The organism is Escherichia sp. E4385 (assembly GCF_963883145.1).
GTDB lineage: Bacteria > Pseudomonadota > Gammaproteobacteria > Enterobacterales > Enterobacteriaceae > Escherichia.
The window spans coordinates 305850-325602 of the sequence record NZ_CAWOOJ010000001.1 but is presented as its reverse complement, the minus strand read 5'-3'; the positions used below and the strand labels follow the sequence as shown (position 1 = coordinate 325602).

Below are 19753 nucleotides of genomic sequence, written 5' to 3'. Positions count from 1 at the left end.
GCATGTTTGTATCAAGCCAGAGCTTTAGTTATCTTCTCGTACAGATCGCCAGAGAGATTTTCCAGCCCTTTCAACTGCTCCAGCGCCGCACGCATTTTCTCCTGACGTTTGGCATCGTAACGTTTCAGGCGAATCAGCGGCTCAATCAGACGTGAAGCCACCTGCGGGTTACGGCTGTTGAGGTCGGTAAGCATTTCCACCAGGAACTGGTAACCGCTGCCATCTTCGGCATGGAACGCTGCCGGGTTGCTGCCCGCAAACGCGCCAATCAACGAACGAATACGGTTCGGGTTGCTCATGGTAAATGAGCGATGCTGCAACAGACCACGCACCGTCTCCAGCACATTCGCCGCCGGGCTGGTGGCTTGCAGGATAAACCATTTATCCATTACCAGACCGTCCTGATGCCACTTATCGTCGTATTCCTGCATCAACTTGTCACGGCATGGCAACTGCGCAGCAACCGCCGCAGAGAGCGCCGCCAGCGCATCGGTCATATTGTTCGCTTCGTGGAACTGCTTGCTCACCAGCACATCAGCCAGATGCGTTTCACCAAAAGCGAGGAAGCGCAGGCAGGCATTACGCAGCGTCCGTTTCGCAATATCTTCATGCTCAACGCGATACTCGCTCTGGTAATTCGCGTTATAGATTGCCAGCAGCTCATCCGCCAGTTCTGTAGCCAGAGTACGGGTGAGTGCTTCGCGCACTTCGGCAATAGCAATCGGATCAATGATATCGAACAGTTCCGCCATTTCATTGACAGAAGGCAGTGTCAGAATTTCTGCCGCCAGTGCCGGGTCAATCTTCTCATCCAGCAGTACCGCTCGGAAAGCATCGGCAACGTGTGCTGGTAAAGACAATGGTTGACCTTGCTGATGACGGGCGACGTTCAGCTTGATGTAGGTTGCCAGCAAACTTTGCGCCGCGTCCCAGCGGGAGAAGTCATTACGCGCATGACGCATCAGGAAGGTCAGTTGCTGATCGCTCCACTTATATTCCAGTTTCACTGGCGCAGAGAATTCGCACAGCAGCGCAGGCACCGGCTGGAAGTAGACATTATCAAAGACAAAGGTCTGTTCCGCCTGAGTAACGTTCAGCACGGAATTCACCGGATGACCGCCTTTCTGCAACGGGATCACTTTGCCTTCGTTGTCATACAGTTCGATGGCAAACGGAATATGCAGCGGCTGTTTTTCAGCCTGATCCGGCGTAGCTGGCGTGCGCTGACTGATAGTCAGGGTGTACTGCTCAGTTTCCGGATTGTAGTCGTCTTTGACGGTCACAACCGGCGTACCGGACTGGCTGTACCAACGGCGGAAATGGGAGAGATCGACATTCGACGCGTCTTCCATCGCCTGAACGAAATCGTCGCAGGTCGCTGCACTGCCATCATGACGCTCGAAATAGAGCTGCATCCCTTTCTGGAAGTTTTCTTCGCCCAGCAGAGTGTGGATCATACGAATCACTTCCGCACCCTTCTCGTAAACGGTCAGGGTGTAGAAGTTGTTCATCTCAATGACCATATCCGGGCGGATCGGGTGCGCCATCGGGCTGGCATCTTCCGCAAACTGCAATCCGCGCATGGTGCGCACATTATTGATGCGGTTAACTGCGCGGGAACCAAGATCAGAACTGAACTCCTGATCGCGGAACACCGTTAAACCTTCTTTCAGACTAAGCTGGAACCAGTCGCGGCAGGTCACTCGGTTACCGGTCCAGTTATGGAAATATTCATGGCCGATAACGCGTTCAATATCGAGGTAATCTTTGTCGGTGGCAGTGTCGGTGCGCGCCAGTACATACTTGGAGTTAAAGATATTCAGACCTTTATTCTCCATCGCGCCCATATTGAAGAAATCCACCGCAACGATCATATAGATGTCGAGGTCATACTCCAGGCCGAAGCGTTCTTCATCCCACTTCATGGAATTTTTCAGGGACGTCATCGCCCACGGAGCGCGATCAAGGTTGCCGCGATCGACATACAGCTCCAGCGCTACTTCGCGGCCAGAACGCGTGGTAAATGTGTCGCGCAGCACGTCGAAGTCACCAGCTACCAGAGCAAACAGATAGCTCGGTTTCGGGAACGGGTCCTGCCACTGTACCCAGTGACGTCCGTTTTCCAGTTCGCCTTGCGCAACGCGGTTACCGTTGGAAAGCAGGAATGGATATTTGGTTTTATCGGCAATAATTTTGGTGGTAAAACGCGCCAGCACGTCCGGGCGGTCGAGATAATACGTAATATGGCGGAAACCTTCGGCTTCACACTGGGTGCAAAGCGCATCGCCTGACTGATAAAGTCCTTCCAGCGCGGTATTCGTCGCCGGGCTAATTTCATTAACAATCTTGAGCGTAAAACGCTCCGGCAAATTACTGATGACCAGCGCGCCCTCTTCTTCTTTCCAGGCGTTCCACGGCTCATCATTAATATGAATAGAAACCAGTTTAAGATCTTCGCCATCAAGACGAAGCGGAGCATCTGATGCACCATGACGGACAGCCTGGCTGACTGCGGTAACTACCGTCTTTTGCGCGTCCAGGTCAAAGGTCAAGTCAATATCAGTAATCTGGTAATCCGGCGCACGATAATCGTGACGGTATTTGGCTTGTGGCTGTTGAGTCATAAATAACCTTTAGCATCTTTTATAGAGTCTGGTGTTCAGTCTATTCCTGTTGCGTAAATCTCGCTACGCAGAATCTTCATCTTTTCAGGTACAAACGCTTTTATTGCTACATTTGTATAACATACACAGCGCAACGCTATCGACCATAAAGGTGGCATATGGTGTGATCGGGGTTCAATAAATTGCGAAACAAGGTATACTCCAGCAGTTTCCTAAGATGTTTATTGTACTAAACGCTCCCGTAAGAGGACGCTACTGCGCACCTATGACACAATTCGCTTCTCCTGTTCTGCACTCGTTGCTGGATACAGATGCTTATAAGTTGCATATGCAGCAAGCCGTGTTTCATCACTACTATGATGTGCATGTCGCGGCGGAATTTCGTTGCCGTGGTGACGATCTGCTGGGTATTTATGCCGATGCTATTCGTGAACAGGTTCAGGCGATGGAAAACTTGTGCCTGCGGGATGATGAATATCAGTGGCTCTCTGCCCTGCCTTTCTTTAAAGCCGACTATCTCGACTGGCTGCGTGAATTCCGCTTTAATCCGGAACAGGTCACTGTTAGCAACGATAACGGTAAGCTGGATATTCGTTTAAGCGGTCCGTGGCGTGAAGTCATCCTATGGGAAGTCCCGTTGCTGGCGGTGATTAGTGAACTGGTACATCGCTATCGCTCACCGCAGGCCGACGTTGCGCAAGCCCTCGACACTCTGGAAAGCAGATTAGTCAACTTCTCGGCGTTAACCGCCGACCTTGATATGTCGCGCTTCCATCTGATGGATTTCGGCACTCGCCGCCGTTTTTCTCGCGAAGTACAAGAAACCATCGTTAAACGTCTGCAACAGGAAAAGTGGTTCGTTGGCACCAGTAATTACGATCTGGCGCGTCGCCTTTCCCTTACGCCGATGGGAACCCAGGCACACGAATGGTTCCAGGCACATCAGCAAATCAGCCCGGACCTTGCCAACAGCCAGCGAGCTGCACTTGCTGCTTGGCTGGAAGAGTATCCCGATCAACTGGGGATTGCGTTAACCGACTGTATTACGATGGATGCATTCTTACGTGATTTCGGTGTGGAGTTTGCCAGCCGCTATCAGGGCTTGCGTCATGACTCTGGCGACCCGGTAGAATGGGGCGAAAAAGCGATTGCACATTATGAGAAACTGGGGATTGATCCGCAAAGCAAAATACTGGTTTTCTCCGACAATCTGGATTTACCTAAAGCGGTTGAGCTTTATCGCCACTTCTCTTCTCGCGTGCAATTAAGTTTTGGCATTGGCACACGCCTGACTTGTGATATTCCTCAGGTAAAACCCTTGAATATCGTGATTAAACTGGTGGAGTGTAACGGTAAACCGGTGGCGAAACTTTCTGACAGCCCTGGCAAAACTATCTGCCATGACAAAGCGTTTGTCCGCGCGCTGCGTAAAGCATTCGACCTTCCGCACATTAAAAAAGCCAGTTAATATCATCAGGGAGCCATAACGGCTCCCTTTTTTGCCTTTTATTCCGAAATCTTTTGTCCCATCTGCGAATTCTGCTTGTCTGATTGCAGATGCCAGGTAACATAGGTATCCCCCCATTGACGGGTGGACAAGTGTTTATTTTTTCCGACTATTAACAGAGAGAATATTATGAGCGTTGTGCCTGTAGCCGACGTACTCCAGGGCCGCATAGCCGTTGACAGCGAAGTCACCGTGCGCGGATGGGTACGTACCCGCCGAGATTCAAAAGCTGGCATCTCCTTCCTCGCCGTTTATGACGGTTCCTGCTTTGATCCTGTACAGGCTGTCATCAATAATTCTCTGCCCAATTACAATGAAGACGTACTGCGTCTGACCACCGGTTGCTCGGTCATTGTGACGGGTAAAGTCGTGGCATCGCCGGGCCAGGGGCAACAATTTGAAATTCAGGCCAGCAACGTTGAAGTTGCCGGTTGGGTTGAAGATCCAGACACTTACCCGATGGCCGCAAAACGCCACAGCATCGAATATCTGCGTGAAGTCGCTCACCTGCGTCCGCGTACCAACCTGATTGGCGCAGTAGCACGCGTTCGCCACACGCTGGCACAGGCACTGCATCGCTTCTTTAACGAGCAGGGCTTCTTCTGGGTTTCTACGCCGCTGATTACCGCGTCCGATACCGAAGGCGCTGGCGAAATGTTCCGCGTTTCAACGCTGGATCTGGAAAACCTGCCGCGTAACGATCAGGGCAAAGTGGATTTCGACAAAGACTTCTTCGGTAAAGAGTCTTTCCTGACCGTATCTGGCCAGTTGAACGGCGAAACTTATGCCTGTGCGCTGTCGAAAATTTATACCTTCGGCCCGACATTCCGTGCTGAAAACTCCAACACCAGTCGTCACCTGGCGGAATTCTGGATGCTGGAGCCAGAAGTCGCGTTTGCTAATCTGAACGATATCGCCGGTCTGGCTGAAGCCATGCTGAAATATGTCTTCAAAGCAGTTCTCGAAGAACGTGCTGACGACATGAAATTCTTCGCTGAACGCGTGGACAAAGATGCTGTAAGCCGCCTGGAACGTTTCATTGAAGCAGACTTCGCCCAGGTTGATTACACCGAAGCAGTCACCATCCTTGAAAACTGCGGTAAGAAATTTGAAAACCCGGTTTACTGGGGCGTCGATCTCTCTTCTGAGCACGAGCGTTATCTGGCGGAAGAACACTTTAAAGCACCGGTAGTGGTTAAAAACTATCCGAAAGACATTAAAGCGTTCTATATGCGCCTTAACGAAGACGGTAAAACCGTTGCCGCAATGGACGTTCTGGCGCCGGGTATCGGTGAGATCATTGGTGGTTCGCAGCGTGAAGAGCGTCTGGACGTGCTGGACGAGCGCATGCTGGAGATGGGCCTGAACAAAGAAGATTACTGGTGGTATCGCGATCTGCGTCGCTACGGTACTGTTCCACATTCCGGTTTCGGTCTTGGCTTTGAACGCCTGATTGCCTACGTGACCGGCGTACAGAACGTGCGTGACGTGATTCCTTTCCCACGTACTCCGCGTAACGCCAGCTTCTAATTCACTTCCTGAAAGAGCCAGCGCACGCTGGCTCTTTTTTATCCCCTTCTGTCAAGTTATCTGTTTGTTAAGTCAATCAATCTATTTGCAACCCCTCAAGGCCCCTCTTCCTGTTACGGAATATTTCTCTGAAATATTTGCGAACAAAAAATTAACCCACAGTCTTATTGCGGATTAGCAATTTCTTAGCTGATAGCACAATTTTTATACTTGTTTTTGGCTTTCTGGACGCCTGAAAGCGTGATTCAGTGAGACTGCGGGGAAAAATGATCAGAAAGAAAATTTTCGTTTAGTTAATTTAAACATAAGAAAATCATATAAATAGGTCAAATTCACTGCAAATATCATTAAAGTCCAATGGAAATATGACGGCGTTCACAAAGTTCCTTAAATTTTACCATTGGTTACATATTTTTGCTTTTTGTAACTATATCTTTATCTTTGTAGCACTTTCACGGTAGCGAAACGTTAGTTTGAATGGAAAGATGCCTGCAGATACATAAAACACCAAACTCTCATCAATAGTTCCGTAAAGATTCATTGACAGAACTTATTGGCGGCAGTGGCAGGTGTTATAAAAAAAACCATGAGGGTAATAAATAATGATGAAGCGCAATATTCTGGCAGTGATTGTCCCTGCTCTGTTAGTAGCAGGTACTGCAAACGCTGCAGAAATCTATAACAAAGATGGCAACAAAGTAGATCTGTACGGTAAAGCTGTCGGTCTGCATTATTTTTCCAAGGATAACGGTGAAAACAGTTACGGTGGCAATGGTGACATGACCTATGCCCGCCTTGGTTTTAAAGGGGAAACTCAAATCAATTCCGATCTGACCGGTTACGGTCAGTGGGAATACAACTTCCAGGGTAACAACTCTGAAGGTGCTGACGCTCAAACTGGCAACAAAACCCGTCTGGCATTCGCTGGTCTGAAATACGCTGACGTAGGTTCTTTCGATTACGGTCGTAATTACGGTGTTGTTTATGACGCACTGGGCTACACCGATATGCTGCCAGAGTTCGGTGGCGATACTGCATACAGCGATGACTTCTTCGTTGGTCGTGTAGGCGGCGTTGCTACCTACCGTAACTCCAACTTCTTTGGTCTGGTTGATGGCCTGAACTTCGCTGTTCAGTACCTGGGTAAAAACGAGCGTGATACTGCACGACGTTCTAACGGCGACGGTGTTGGCGGTTCCATCAGCTACGAATTCGAAGGCTTTGGTATCGTTGGTGCTTATGGTGCAGCTGACCGCACCGACCTGCAAGAAGCTCAGCCTCTCGGCCAGGGTAAAAAAGCTGAACAGTGGGCAACTGGTCTGAAGTATGATGCAAATAACATCTACCTGGCTGCAAACTACGGTGAAACCCGTAACGCCACCCCGATCACTGGTGGCTTTGCCAACAAAACGCAAGACGTTCTGTTAGTTGCGCAATACCAGTTTGACTTTGGTCTGCGTCCGTCCATCGCTTACACCAAATCTAAAGCGAAAGACGTAGAAGGCATCGGTGATGTTGATCTGGTGAACTACGTTGAAGTGGGCGCAACCTACTACTTCAACAAAAACATGTCCACCTATGTTGACTACATCATCAACCAGATCGATTCTGACAACAAACTGGGCGTAGGTTCTGATGATACCGTTGCTGTAGGTATCGTTTACCAGTTCTAATAGCAGACCTCTTTGTTAAATGCCGAAAAAACAGGACTTTGGTCCTGTTTTTTTATGCCTTCCAGAGCAATCTCACGTCTTGAAAAAACAGCCTGCGTTTTCATCAGTAATAGTTGGAATTTTGTAAATCTCCCGTTACCCTGATAGCGGACTTCCCTTCTGTAACCATAATGGAACCTCGTCATGTTTGAGAACATTACCGCCGCTCCTGCCGACCCGATTCTGGGCCTGGCCGATCTGTTTCGTGCCGATGAACGTCCCGGCAAAATTAACCTCGGGATTGGTGTCTATAAAGATGAGACGGGCAAAACCCCGGTATTGACCAGCGTTAAAAAGGCTGAACAGTATCTGCTCGAAAATGAAACCACCAAAAACTACCTCGGCATTGACGGTATTCCTGAATTTGGTCGTTGTACTCAGGAACTGCTGTTTGGTAAAGGTAGCGCCTTAATCAATGACAAACGCGCACGTACAGCCCAGACCCCAGGTGGTACCGGTGCATTACGTGTAGCCGCCGATTTCCTGGCAAAAAATACCAGCGTTAAGCGCGTGTGGGTGAGCAACCCAAGCTGGCCAAACCATAAGAGCGTATTTAACTCTGCGGGTCTGGAAGTTCGTGAATACGCTTATTACGATGCGGAAAATCACACTCTGGACTTCGACGCTTTAGTTAACAGTCTGAACGAAGCTCAGGCTGGTGACGTTGTCCTGTTCCACGGCTGCTGCCATAACCCTACCGGCATCGATCCTACACTGGAGCAATGGCAAACACTGGCGCAGCTTTCTGTTGAGAAAGGCTGGCTGCCGCTATTTGACTTCGCTTACCAGGGTTTCGCCCGTGGTCTGGAAGAGGATGCTGAAGGTCTGCGCGCTTTCGCGGCTCTGCATAAAGAGCTGATCGTCGCCAGTTCCTACTCTAAGAACTTTGGCCTGTACAACGAGCGTGTTGGCGCTTGTACTCTGGTTGCCGCAGACAGTGAAACTGTCGATCGTGCATTCAGCCAGATGAAAGCAGTAATTCGTGCAAACTATTCTAACCCACCGGCTCACGGGGCTTCGGTTGTTGCTACGATCCTGAGCAACGAGGCTTTGCGTGCGATCTGGGAACAAGAGCTGACCGATATGCGCCAGCGCATTCAGCGTATGCGTCAGTTATTTGTTAATACACTGCAGGAGAAAGGCGCAAACCGCGACTTTAGCTTTATCATCAAACAGAATGGTATGTTCTCTTTCAGTGGCCTGACAAAAGAACAGGTACTGCGTCTGCGTGAAGAGTTTGGCGTGTACGCTGTTGCTTCTGGTCGCGTAAACGTGGCCGGAATGACGCCAGATAACATGGCGCCGCTGTGCGAAGCGATTGTGGCTGTGCTGTAAGCGTTAAAACCAATGAAGCCCGCTGAAAGCGGGCTGAGACTGATGACAAACGCAACATTGCCTGATGCGCTACGCTTATCTGGCCTACGCGTCCCCTGCAATATTTTGAATTTGCACGATTTTGTAAGCTGGATAAGGCGCTCGCGCCGCATCCGGCATAAACAAAGCGCACTTTGTCAGAAATCCAGGCCCGCATTAAAAGCGGGCTTTTTTATGCGCTTTTACCAGACGGGCATTTCGTCTTGCAGGAAGGGGTTATGCAGGCGCTCATAACCAAGAGTGGATAATGGTCCGTGACCCGGAATAAATGTCACGTCATCCCCCAATGGCAGCAATTTATCTTTGATTGAAGAAATCAGTTGATTGTGATCGCCTCGTGGGAAGTCACTGCGCCCTACTCCGCCTTTGAAAAGGACGTCGCCAGAAATCAACAGTTTTGCCTGATTATCAAAGAAAACCACATGGCCTGGCGTATGCCCTGGGCAATGTAACACCTGTAAAGTCACATTCCCTATGCTGATAGTGTCGCCTTCATTCAGCCAGCGATCTGGTGTTAATGGCTGACACTCTTCCAGGCCAAACATGCGACTCTGCGCAGGCAAGCCTTGCAGCCAGAACTCATCTTCTTTTTCCGGGCCAAGCACTGGCACACCGTAGTGTTGTGCCAGTTCCGCCGCTGCGCCAACGTGGTCCAGATGACCATGCGTCAGCAGGATCTGCATTAGCGTCAGGCCGCTGGCGTCAACTTCCTGTTTGATTTTTTCCGCATCGCCGCCAGGATCGACCAGTGCGGCCAGGCGAGTTTGCTCACACCAGATCAATGAACAGTTCTGGGAAAATGCGGTGACCGGAATAATACGATAGTTCATACTGCCCCTGTTTCGTTAAGCGATTGTTACCAGTGCCGCGCTGGCCCGGTATCAATATGCACAAAGTTACTGCGTGGGTAATATCCTACACCACCTGCGCGCATAGATAACGCTGCTTTGCGTATATTGCTTAACGCAATACCTTCAATATGGAAGTCCATCGCCTGCCCTTTAGTGTGATAGCTTTTCTTTGCTACTCCACGGCTGTGGGCGCGTAATTCATTATTGGTGTCAATCGAACGGTAGCCAGAAATGAGCTGTACTGGCTTGCGAGTGCCTAACAACCCTTGCAGGCGATATAACTGGTCGAATAATCCTGGGTCGATGGACCTTATTTTGTTCGCGCGGAAATCGCGGAAAAAATGGTTTAGTTTTGCCAATTCTTCCTGAATATAGCCTCTGCCATCGAAAAACTCCGCCTTAATTGACTCTCCGGTATGGAGATTGTTAAGTGTCAAAATGCGCGGACGTGGGGTAGAGAGTGTCGCAAATGAAGGCGTCGGCAGGATGGCGGCACCAAGTGCAACACCACCAAGCGCCAGTAGTTTGCGGCGATTAGCGTCGAATTTGTCCATGATAATCAAGTCTACAGGTCAATGTTATCGTTTATATGCACTTCTGGCGCACAAGAGGCACCTTAACCGCCCATAAAGCTGACGTCAAGATGACTCCCCCCCAGCAGCGACGGGGGCTACAGAGAATAGCCCCCGAAAATGCTAATTATTACGACAACAGATTTTCCCGAACTACTTCATTTACCTGATTAATTGTTCCGCTTTTGAGACAATTTGCGAGCTGGATCGTGCAGGCAGATCATAATTGTAAATATCTGTACGATATTGGGTTCGACCATCTGCACCAACAAAAGCGGTCAGATAGTAAAGATTAACCGGTATCGATTGACGAATATTAACGTAACGGGTATCACCCCGCTTCAGAGCATCGGAGATACGCTTGTCATTCCAGCCAGCATCCTGCAGCAGCATATTTGCCAGATCCGACGCCTTATTCACCCGCACACAGCCAGAACTCAACGCGCGCGTTTCACGTTTGAAAAGATTGTGATTCGGCGTGTCATGCAAATAGATAGCGTCTGAACTCGGCATATTAAATTTATACCGTCCTAGCGAATTTCGCGGGCCAGGAGCTTGCTGGAAGCGGAACGGCAAATTCGATGCGGTTATCGTCGACCAGTCAATCTGCCACGGGTCAAGCGCATCTTTGCTGTTCCAGCCGCGCATAACCGTATAGCCATGGCTTTCAAGATAACCGGGATCGTTACGCACCTTTGGCAGAATATCTTTGCGTGCCAGCGTCGGTGGTACGTTCCACGGCGGGTTTACCACCACATTGTTTAAGGCACTGCTCATCATCGGCGTTTTGCGATCGGGACGACCGACAATGACCCTTGAATCCAGCACTTGATTGCCGTTCTGATAATAGACCAGCGAATAGGCCGGAATGTTAACCATGATGCCAGTAGAAAGCTCGGATGGCAGCAAGCGCAATCGCTGGATATTGAGCGCCAGCACGCCCGCTCGCTGTGCAGGCGTGACGTTTAACCAGTCTCGCGTTGCCGGGCCAATAGAGCCATCTGCTCCTAAGCCTTGCCATGCCTGAAAACGTTTCACGGCTTCCACCAGCTCATTATCATAGGCAGCTCGGACGGCTGGCGCAGGTTTACTGCGAGCTGTAGTTTGCTTACCCATCGGCTTAGTTTCGGCTGTTTCGATTGCAGCGGCAGACGGACTAACTACCGCGCCTGTCGATGTTTCATCGCCCGGCAGTGCTATTTTCGGCCCACCTTCGAGCATACCTGTACGCTGCAAAATCTCGCGCAGCGCCGGGACGTCGTTACTCCATTGACCAGGGCGTAGCGTTGCTTTACCGGTCAGTTGCGGCCACGGTTTGGAATCACTCAATAAGTTCAGCAAAGATTCATGCATTGCTGAATATTGCGGATGCTGTGGTGCCAACCCTGTGACAAACGTGGTCAGTTGACCGTTATCCAGCGCCACCTGCCAATGGTTAATGACCGAGAGCGGCGGTGTTGAGAGCGCATAAGGTTTACTGCTGTACAGCCAGCGGGTACCTTTGACCGGAATGTTTGCGACGAAATGGAGATACCCCATCATTGCATCCGATAGCACCACATCACGTGCCATACCGTTAACGCCAGGGTTAGTCAGTAACTCCACCCATTTGTTAAACTGCGGTTGAAAACCGGCAATCGCCACTTCCGCCAACTGCTGCTGGAAAGCTTTAACTGCATCACGATTTTCCCACATCGGCTGCATATCGCGTGCTGCATACAAGAGTTGAAGCTGGTTAAGATAAACCGGCTTATAACCTGCAGGAAATTGTGATTCAATTTGCGTGCGGGCCTTTTCTGCCGCACCTTCAGGTAGCGGTTGGATCCCCGCCATTATTGCCGTGGCTTGCGCCTGCGGCAGTACATCTCCCTGTTCACTTACAGCCACCGGGCTGTCACCAGGGATAACCTCAGGCTCATCAGCCTGCACACTGAACAGTGGAGCGAATGTTACGGCCAGGCACAAACTGATTGCCGAAAGCCGACGACCACACATCATGTTAAGCAACATCCCTTGCCCCCTGTTTTTATCATACTCTGAATAGCCAGGCTGTTTTATCTTAACTGCCTTTACAACGCCAATACTCATGAAAGTATGACGAGCAAGCCTGTTACTTATCAAGCTTACCTTCAGTATATAAACGTCGGTACGTTTTTACACAACCTAATGTAAAGAAGTTTAAAGAAAAGCGCGCCATAATGCGGCATTTTTTTAGTGCAGAAACGGAGTTTTTCAAAAAAAAAGGCGGCATCGCTGCCGCCTTGAACTTAACTTGCCTGAGAAGGCGCTTCATCCGTTCCTGGAAGCGTTTCAGGGAGTTGCGGCGCAAATCCTCGCAGGCCGACTACGTGAACGTGTTCGGTATTCTGGAAGACTTTACGCACCAGTTTATAGGTGGTGCCTTTCTCCGGGCTGATATTTTCAGGTGCCGCGATGATGAGCTGCATTTGCAAACGCTCACACAATTCAAACAGCGTGGCGATGGAACGGGCATCCAGTCGCGCAGCTTCATCGAGGAATAGCAGACGGCAAGGAGAGATATCTTTACCGCGCAGGCGGCGAGATTCATCTTCCCAGCTCTGTACCACCATCACCAGAATCGACATACCCGTACCGATAGCCTCACCGGTCGACAGTGCGCCAGACTCCGCGCGCAACCAGCCATCGGAACCACGGTTAACCTCAACTTCCATCTCCAGGTAGTTACGGTAATCCAGAAGTTCTTCACCAATGGTTTGCGGCGTGCGCTGACCCATATCAATTTGTGGATTAAGTCGCTGATACAGTTTTGCCAGAGCTTCCGAGAAGGTTAGACGGTTGCTCTTGAACAGATCCTGATGTTGCTCATGCTGTTCTGAAAGCACGTCAAGCAGCATGGCGTGGGTTTCACGCACGTTCACGTTCAGACGCACACTGTTCACCTGACCGAACGATACGCTCTGCAAGCCCTGGTTGAGCATGCGGATACGGTTCTGTTCGCGCTGAATGGTTTTGCGAATGATGTTCGCCACACTGCGGGAGCTGATCGCCAGTTTCTGTTCGCGAGAAGTTAACTCTTCGGTCAGACGGCTAAGTTCGATTTCCATCTGCTCGATAGCTTCCACCGGATCATCGGTACGAATAATATCCTGGCGAATACGTTCGCGCAGATGCTGATAAACCGCCACGAAGAACTGGATTTTGCGCTCAGGTCGTTTTGGATCTTCCGACATGCGCAGCACGTCGCGCAGATGTTCGTTATCCGCCACCGCCAGACGCAGCGCACCTAACGCCTTATCCGACATGGAACGCAAATCATCGGCTGAGAGATAAGCCAACTCACGACGGTGTAAGCGGCGTTCAACGCCATTATCTTTCACCATGCGCATTACCGCACACCAGCCCGCTTTGGCGGTCACTACCTGCTCGCGCATCTCAAAGTAATCACGTTCCAGCTTGCGCAGTTTGCGGGTCAGGTTGTCCATCTCCGCTTCGCAGAAGGTCAGCGCTTTTTCCAGTTGATTGCGGCGTGAACGGTTATTGCTCAGTTGCGCGTGCAGCTCGTCACGGCGAATACGCGCCCGCTCTTCTGCCCCGCTATCGGCACGCACGCCGATATCCTGTAGTTCTCGTTGTAGATCGTTAAGCAGCTCTTTTTTGGTGTCGTAAGAACTTTTCAGCGAAGCCAGTACCTGGTTGTACTGACTCAACTGCGCAGCGTGGCCGCGCAACGCTTCACGAGCACGAGTACGTTCCGCTTCCGCCTGCTCCAGACGTTCGCGCAGTTTTTCGTTGAGATCGCTGTTCCCACTCAGCATTTCTGCCGAGTCAGAGTAGCTAAAGTGCGCACGACGCTGTACCACTTCAGTCAGAGCAAATGCCTGTTGACGGGCATCGCGCTGCATCTGCTGAGAATACGCGTAATCTTCTTTTAACTGTTCGAACTGTTCCGGGTCGCTCTGCAACACAGAAACGATCGGCTCCAGTTTCGCCAGTTGATTGCCAAACTGCTGAACAAAACGCGCGGCTTCCTGAGCTTCATCAAGACGTTCGCGGATTTCATCGACACGATCCGCCAGTGAGTCATCCGCTAACAGGTTGAGACGCGGCAGGATACGGTTCAGTGCCGCAACGCCCTCTTTCGCCTGCTCAAACTGAATTCGCTGCTGCTGGTTATCATTTTCATGATTACTCAACGCCCGCTCCAGTTCGACACGACGGCTGTTCAGTTGGCGAATTTCGGCTTCTGGATCGGACTCAAACGCCACTGCCAGATGGCTGCCAATAAAGCGGCTGAATGCCTGATGCAGTCGCTGGGTTTTCTGAACATCAAAGGAGAGCGTAGCAAAGCGTTCAGAGAGCAATTCGCGCTCGGCGTGCAAGCTTTCGATCCGGCTTTCACGCGCCGCGCGACCAAACAGCGGCACTTCCGGGAAGCGCGAGTAACGCCACTGACGCTCGGCGGTTTTCACCACCACCGCTTTTTCCAGCTCATCGACGTTGAACACGCTATCATCGAACGACTGCGGATCTCCCTCGATCAAGTAGAGATCTTCCGGACAATCGGTTAAGCCTTCCAGCTGTTCGGCCACCTGAGACAGATCCGGCACCACAATGGCGTGGCGAGACGGGCCATACAGCGCCGAGAAGTACGGCGCATCTTCCAGGCTAACGTCGTCATAAATTTCTGACAGCAGCACGCCGCCAAAACGCTCGGCCAGCGCATTCAGACGCTGGTCTTCGGAGCCGCCTGGCTGGCTTAAACGTTCGATCTCTTCATCGACAGCGTTTTTGCGCGCGCCCACTTCATCACGTTCAACAATCGCTTCGCGCTCACGCTCCAGCAGTTGTTGCAGATATTCGGTGACATCCTGGCTGCAGGTGAACTCTTCACCGCACTGCTCGCTCAACTGATTGAGGCTGTTTTGCGCTGCCAGCCAAACCGGCGCACGCTGCATCAGGCTCTGAATGCGAGACTGCAGCTGTTCCTGCTCCTGACGCAGCGCCATACGCTCTTCACGGGCGTTGGAAACGCTGTCAGAAAGAGAGGCAATACGCGCTTCCAGTTCCTGATGCAGGGCTTCCAGTTCGTCGATATCAAAATTCTTGCCCTGACGTTTGCAGAAATCTGCCAGCAGACGCTCAGCTTCTTGCTGCTCGCGCAGACGCTGTTCCAGTTCGCTTAAGCGCATCCGCAGTGGCTGAACCTGCTCTGCCAGGTGACGCTGATCGACCCCTTCGCGCAGCAGTTCGCGGGCGACATCCCACGCCTCGTTACGCGCCAGCGGGCCGTTGATTGCGACCACCAGTTGATAAGCCTGCTCAAACTGGCTGTGCGCGGTTTGCGCCATGCTCATTTTCTGCTCAAGAGAGAGCATTTTTTCGGTCGCTTCCAGCTCTTTCGCCTGGAAGGTTTCCAGCCATTCGGCGGCGCTGTCGGCGGTTAAGTCCGGCAGATGGCACAGTTCTTTGGCGCGATTAAGCGCAGCAATCGCCTGGTTGTACTGGATCGCACGCGTTTGCTGGACGTCCAGCGCCTGCTGGTAGTCAGCAAGCTGACTTTTCAGCTCGTCCACTTCCAGTTCGGCGGCTTCCGCGCGCGCTTCGTTATCTTCCTGGCGCTCGATGGCTTCTGCCACCACTTCATTTTGCTCTTCGAGACGGATCTGCAGTTCATCGAGGTCCGCTTCGTAGCGTTCGATTTTCTCCTGCTGACGCAAAGCGGTTTGCACCAGGTTCAGATGATCGCTGGCCGCCTGATAATCCGCTTCCAGATCGCCTTCGGCACCGTTGTGCTCTGCCAGTTCACGCGCCATATCGACGTGTTTGTACTGCTCCGCCGCCAGTTGCTGACGCGAAGTGTGTAGCTCGCGACGAAATTCCAGCGCTTTGTCGAGATGGACACGGCGCTCGTTGGCGTGGCGCATGTAGTCCGCCGCCACGTAGTTGGTGGCTTCGCTGATCAGATGCTTAAACAGGTCACGGTCCGACTGGGTGACACGAATCGCTTCCAGCGTCATGCGGTTTTCGCGCAGCGCCGCTTCCATGTCCTGGAACGCTTTACGCACGCCGCTGTTTTCCGGCAACAGGTAGTCGCGCAGAGAACGGGTAATGGCGCTGGAGATCCCGCCATACAGCGAGGCTTCGATCAGACGATAGAATTTACTACGATCAGACGCTGAGCGCAGACGACGCGCGATGATGCCCAGATCGAACATCAGCGAGTGGTAATCGGTAATGGAGTTGAACTGTTTAAACTGCACGCCTTCCATCGCCTCGAGCTTGTCTTTCAGCTCGTTAAGCGGCAGCACGCGCGCCTGACGTTCGTTCAGGGATTCGGTCACCAGCTGTGTCGGCTGCACCGACATCGGCAGTCCCTGAATGGCAAACGGCTTGATATCAACTTTACGATCGCGTCCGGCAACCTGTTGCAGACGCACACCGACCACCACGCGCTGGTGGCGCGAGTTAATGGTGTCGAGCATCGAATAACAGACACCCGCTTTCAGCTTACCGTGCAGACCTTTATCGCGCGAACCACTGGTAGCCCCGGCTTCCGTGGTGTTACGGAAATGCAGCAGGGTCAGGTCGGGAATGAGCGCCGTAACAAACGCCGCCATAGTAGTGGATTTGCCCGCCCCGTTACCGCCGGAAAGCGTCGTAACCAGCTCATCCAGGTCAAAAGTTCGGGCAAAAAAGCCGTTCCAGTTAATCAGCGTCAGTGAGCGAAATTTACCGCGTTCAATCATTATTCTTCCTCTCCGCTATCTGGCTGACTCTCTTCGGTTTCGTCATTGAGTTGCAGGTGATTTTCCAGCGACATTGCTTCACCATCGCGAATCAGACGACGTTGTGCTTCACGCGGATCGTCGCCCGCACGCACATCGGCACCAAAGCGGAACACCGATTCGGTAATGCGGAACTTGCTGCTGTCGTGGCCCATAAACCACACCATGCCTAAGCGACGCAGACGGTTGAGCGAAGAGCGTACTTTTTCCTGCAATTTCTGGCGGTCAACGTCTGAACCAGTAGAACGATTGTTCACCAGTTTCAGCAATTTTGCTTCATCGGCCAGGGTGAGCAGTTCGTCATACAGTTCCTGCTGGGTAAAGATCCCCTCGTTCGCCAGCCGTTCCGGGCTGAGATAGAGATAACAGAGGATTTTCCCGACCATCATGTCCAGTTCCGACAATACGGAACGTGGGATGATGGTGGTGGAACGTGGACGTAAATAGAAGAAACCTTCCGGCGCGCGGATTAGCTCCACGTTATAACGCGCGTAAAATTCTTCCAGATATTCCTGAAAATCCATCAGGAAAGCATGATTATCCAGTTCGTCGAGGCCAATATGGCGGCCTGAACGTAAGGCGCTATCCAGCGCCGGAAATAACGGATTCGCCAGCGCCTGCGCCAGCTTAACCGGCATCACTTGTTCAATATTTGTCGATGACATGCGCCTGTACCTTGGCTCCGTAATCATTAATCGGCTGCCATTTCGCTGGCAGTCCGGTGAAGTCTGCTTGCGCTACGCCGAGGCGTACCGCCTGATCAATAACAATACGCGCGACGTCAAAGTGACGCGCACGCGGATACTGCGCCAGATATTCGCGTACCACCAGACCAAGATCCAGCGGTACTTGTCTGGTTTTATAGACGGCGAGCTGCTCTTCGATAATCGCTGCGAGTTGTTCGCGGATCTCGTTAAACTCTTCGTACTCTAAATCTGGCGGAAGTTCCCCGGTCACTTCTTCATCGCGCAGTGCCATCTCTTCGTCACGCATATCCAGCAGACGATCGGCATTGGCGTAAGTCAGCGCCCACGGCTCATCAAAATAGGTTTGTACCGACTGGCGTAAACGCTGGGCAAAGACGCGGTTTTTATCCATATCGATAGCGGTACGAATAAATTTGTGTACGTGGCGATCGTAGCCAATCCACAAGTCGATGGATTGCTGGCCCCAACTGATAATACGGTCGAGTTTGCTCTGCAGATCGAACACCAGACGATCGACAAAATGCAGATCGTCATGGGTCATAGTGGCATCCTGAATGCGCAACAGGTTGGCCTGCAACTTGTCGCCTGCTGCTTCCAGCGTATCCTGCAATTCACGCAGCGTTCCGGAAGTTTCCGAAAGCAACAATTCGCAGCTTGAGATCGCCGCCCGCCAGTCTTTGTTCAACAACTGCGCGATGTCGTCTTTCACCTGCTGCTGCTGTTCGTCCATCAGACGTTGCGTCAGGTCGATGCTGTCGAAAATTTCCGCTACCGAATATTTCAGCGGCGCATAGACGTTGCGGTGCCAGTGAAATTCATCACCGCCCTCTTCGGCGGCATCGGCTGCACGTTTTAACTCACCCGCCACAATCGACAACTGCATAGAAAGGCGCAACGTAGAAAACTCGCGCTGACGGATGTAGTAGTCAGTAATGCCGATGCCGAGCGGCGTCAGGCGATAAATAGCATTCCCTTCCGCCTGCTCGCTGGTAAAGCGGTTCAGCAGACGTTGACGCACCATATCGTTGATCGCGTTGTTGGCGCGCACGCCGATGGTTTCGCTGGTTTGCTCAAACGCATCACTCACATGGCGGAACGCATCCACCAGCTCGCCCTCACTCATCTCACCATCAAGACGCTCGCCATTCAGCGTGGCAACAGCCAGCAGAAAAGAGAGTCGGTCTACCGGCAGCGAGATGGAGAAGTCATTTTTTCTGGCCCAGGCAACCAGTTCGGGGACTGTCTGGGATAATTCACTCATACTTTATCCTTGCTCTGCGGTTTGTGCGCGGTGACATGAATATAACGCCCCAGGTTAATATACGGTTCCTGACGGCAATAACGCGTTTCTAATTCAAGTAATGCTTCATAGCTGTCGCGCTGTTGGTGCTTTTCACGCAGATAATCATGAAACACGCGAACGCCTGTCTTACCCATAATTTGCCAACCAGCTTCTTCCAGCCACAGATAAACCTGCGCCGGGTCGCGTGGATAATCTGGCGAAAGCGTCCGTTTTTTCTTTTTCGGCATTCCCGCCTGCACGTAATCAAAATTCCCGGCGACCATGTTATGCATCAGCAAGCCGTGCGCATTGTAGAACATTAATGACAACACGCCGCCTGGACGCAACACGGACCATAGGGTCTGCAATACGCTGCGGGGATCGGCCACCCACTCCAGTACCGCATGGAACAATATCAGATCAACGGGCGTTTCCAAATGTGAAGCAACATCCTGAGCGGCGCAATGTATAAATTGCATGTTGTCGCTCACACCTTTTGCTTCTGCCGCCTGTTTTGCGCGGTCGATCATCTGCGCAGAGAGATCGCATAAAATGACCTGATGCCCGCGCTCGGCCATTTTGATTGCGGTCTGCCCTTCACCGCCACCGGCATCCAGCACACGCAGTTTTTGCGCGCCCATTTCCGCCAGCACGCGATCGAGATCTTGCCACAGAATAGCCTGTCGAAGCTGCCCTTTGGTGGTGCCGTAAATGTTACGGGAAAACTTTTCCGCAATATCATCAAAATTGCGATCCTGCATTGCTTTCTCCACCGGTTGGCTAAGACGTTTTCTGATAAAGACGCTATTTTGTCACAGCCACGGCGA

12 protein-coding genes are annotated in these 19753 nt (G+C 51.7%); 4 read left to right on the top strand and 8 right to left on the bottom strand.

Going from position 1 to position 19753, the window contains the following annotated elements:
* Positions 1-11: 11 nt before the first annotated feature.
* Positions 12-2624 carry an aminopeptidase N gene (pepN, locus tag AACS80_RS01535; RefSeq protein ID WP_135409793.1) on the bottom strand — a complete coding sequence of 871 codons (2613 nt, stop codon included), beginning with the start codon at positions 2622-2624 and terminating at the stop codon, positions 12-14.
* A gap of 265 nt (positions 2625-2889) precedes the next feature.
* Here pepN and pncB point away from each other — a divergent pair, with 265 nt between their 5' ends.
* The 4 genes from pncB to aspC all read left to right on the top strand — a co-directional run bounded on the left by pncB (position 2890) and on the right by aspC (position 8708).
* Positions 2890-4092, top strand: coding sequence for a nicotinate phosphoribosyltransferase (pncB, locus tag AACS80_RS01530; protein ID WP_135409792.1), 1203 nt, complete (start codon positions 2890-2892; stop codon positions 4090-4092).
* A 168-nt stretch (positions 4093-4260) separates the two neighbouring features.
* The gene (gene asnS / locus AACS80_RS01525) at positions 4261-5661 is read left to right on the top strand and encodes an asparagine--tRNA ligase (RefSeq protein WP_130205355.1); all 1401 of its coding nucleotides are present in this window, start codon (positions 4261-4263) and stop codon (positions 5659-5661) included.
* Between the two features lie 602 nt (positions 5662-6263).
* Positions 6264-7334, top strand: coding sequence for a porin OmpF (gene ompF, locus AACS80_RS01520; protein WP_130205353.1), 1071 nt, complete (start codon positions 6264-6266; stop codon positions 7332-7334).
* A gap of 183 nt (positions 7335-7517) precedes the next feature.
* The gene (gene aspC / locus AACS80_RS01515; RefSeq protein ID WP_130205351.1) at positions 7518-8708 is read left to right on the top strand and encodes an aspartate transaminase; all 1191 of its coding nucleotides are present in this window, start codon (positions 7518-7520) and stop codon (positions 8706-8708) included.
* A 221-nt stretch (positions 8709-8929) separates the two neighbouring features.
* On the opposite strand, the gene gloC is transcribed toward aspC, so the two are convergent.
* The 7 genes from gloC to cmoM form a co-directional block, all read right to left on the bottom strand.
* Complete coding sequence (gene gloC / locus AACS80_RS01510) at positions 8930-9577, bottom strand: hydroxyacylglutathione hydrolase GloC (RefSeq protein ID WP_130205349.1); 648 nt, start codon at positions 9575-9577, stop codon at positions 8930-8932.
* A gap of 26 nt (positions 9578-9603) precedes the next feature.
* Positions 9604-10152 carry a YcbK family protein gene (locus AACS80_RS01505; RefSeq protein ID WP_130205347.1) on the bottom strand — a complete coding sequence of 183 codons (549 nt, stop codon included), beginning with the start codon at positions 10150-10152 and terminating at the stop codon, positions 9604-9606.
* 180 nt (positions 10153-10332) lie between these two features.
* Complete coding sequence (gene ldtD / locus AACS80_RS01500) at positions 10333-12180, bottom strand: L,D-transpeptidase (protein WP_135409791.1); 1848 nt, start codon at positions 12178-12180, stop codon at positions 10333-10335.
* 257 nt (positions 12181-12437) lie between these two features.
* Positions 12438-16898 carry a chromosome partition protein MukB gene (gene mukB, locus AACS80_RS01495; RefSeq protein WP_130258245.1) on the bottom strand — a complete coding sequence of 1487 codons (4461 nt, stop codon included), beginning with the start codon at positions 16896-16898 and terminating at the stop codon, positions 12438-12440.
* A complete protein-coding gene (gene mukE / locus AACS80_RS01490; protein WP_130258244.1) occupies positions 16898-17602 on the bottom strand; it encodes a chromosome partition protein MukE in 705 nt (234 codons plus the stop codon). The genes mukB and mukE overlap by 1 nt, the downstream gene beginning before the upstream one ends.
* Complete coding sequence (mukF, locus tag AACS80_RS01485) at positions 17583-18905, bottom strand: chromosome partition protein MukF (protein ID WP_130205341.1); 1323 nt, start codon at positions 18903-18905, stop codon at positions 17583-17585. Before mukF ends, mukE begins: the two co-directional genes overlap by 20 nt.
* Positions 18902-19687, bottom strand: coding sequence for a tRNA uridine 5-oxyacetic acid(34) methyltransferase CmoM (gene cmoM, locus AACS80_RS01480; protein ID WP_130260779.1), 786 nt, complete (start codon positions 19685-19687; stop codon positions 18902-18904). Before cmoM ends, mukF begins: the two co-directional genes overlap by 4 nt.
* Positions 19688-19753: the final 66 nt, after the last annotated feature.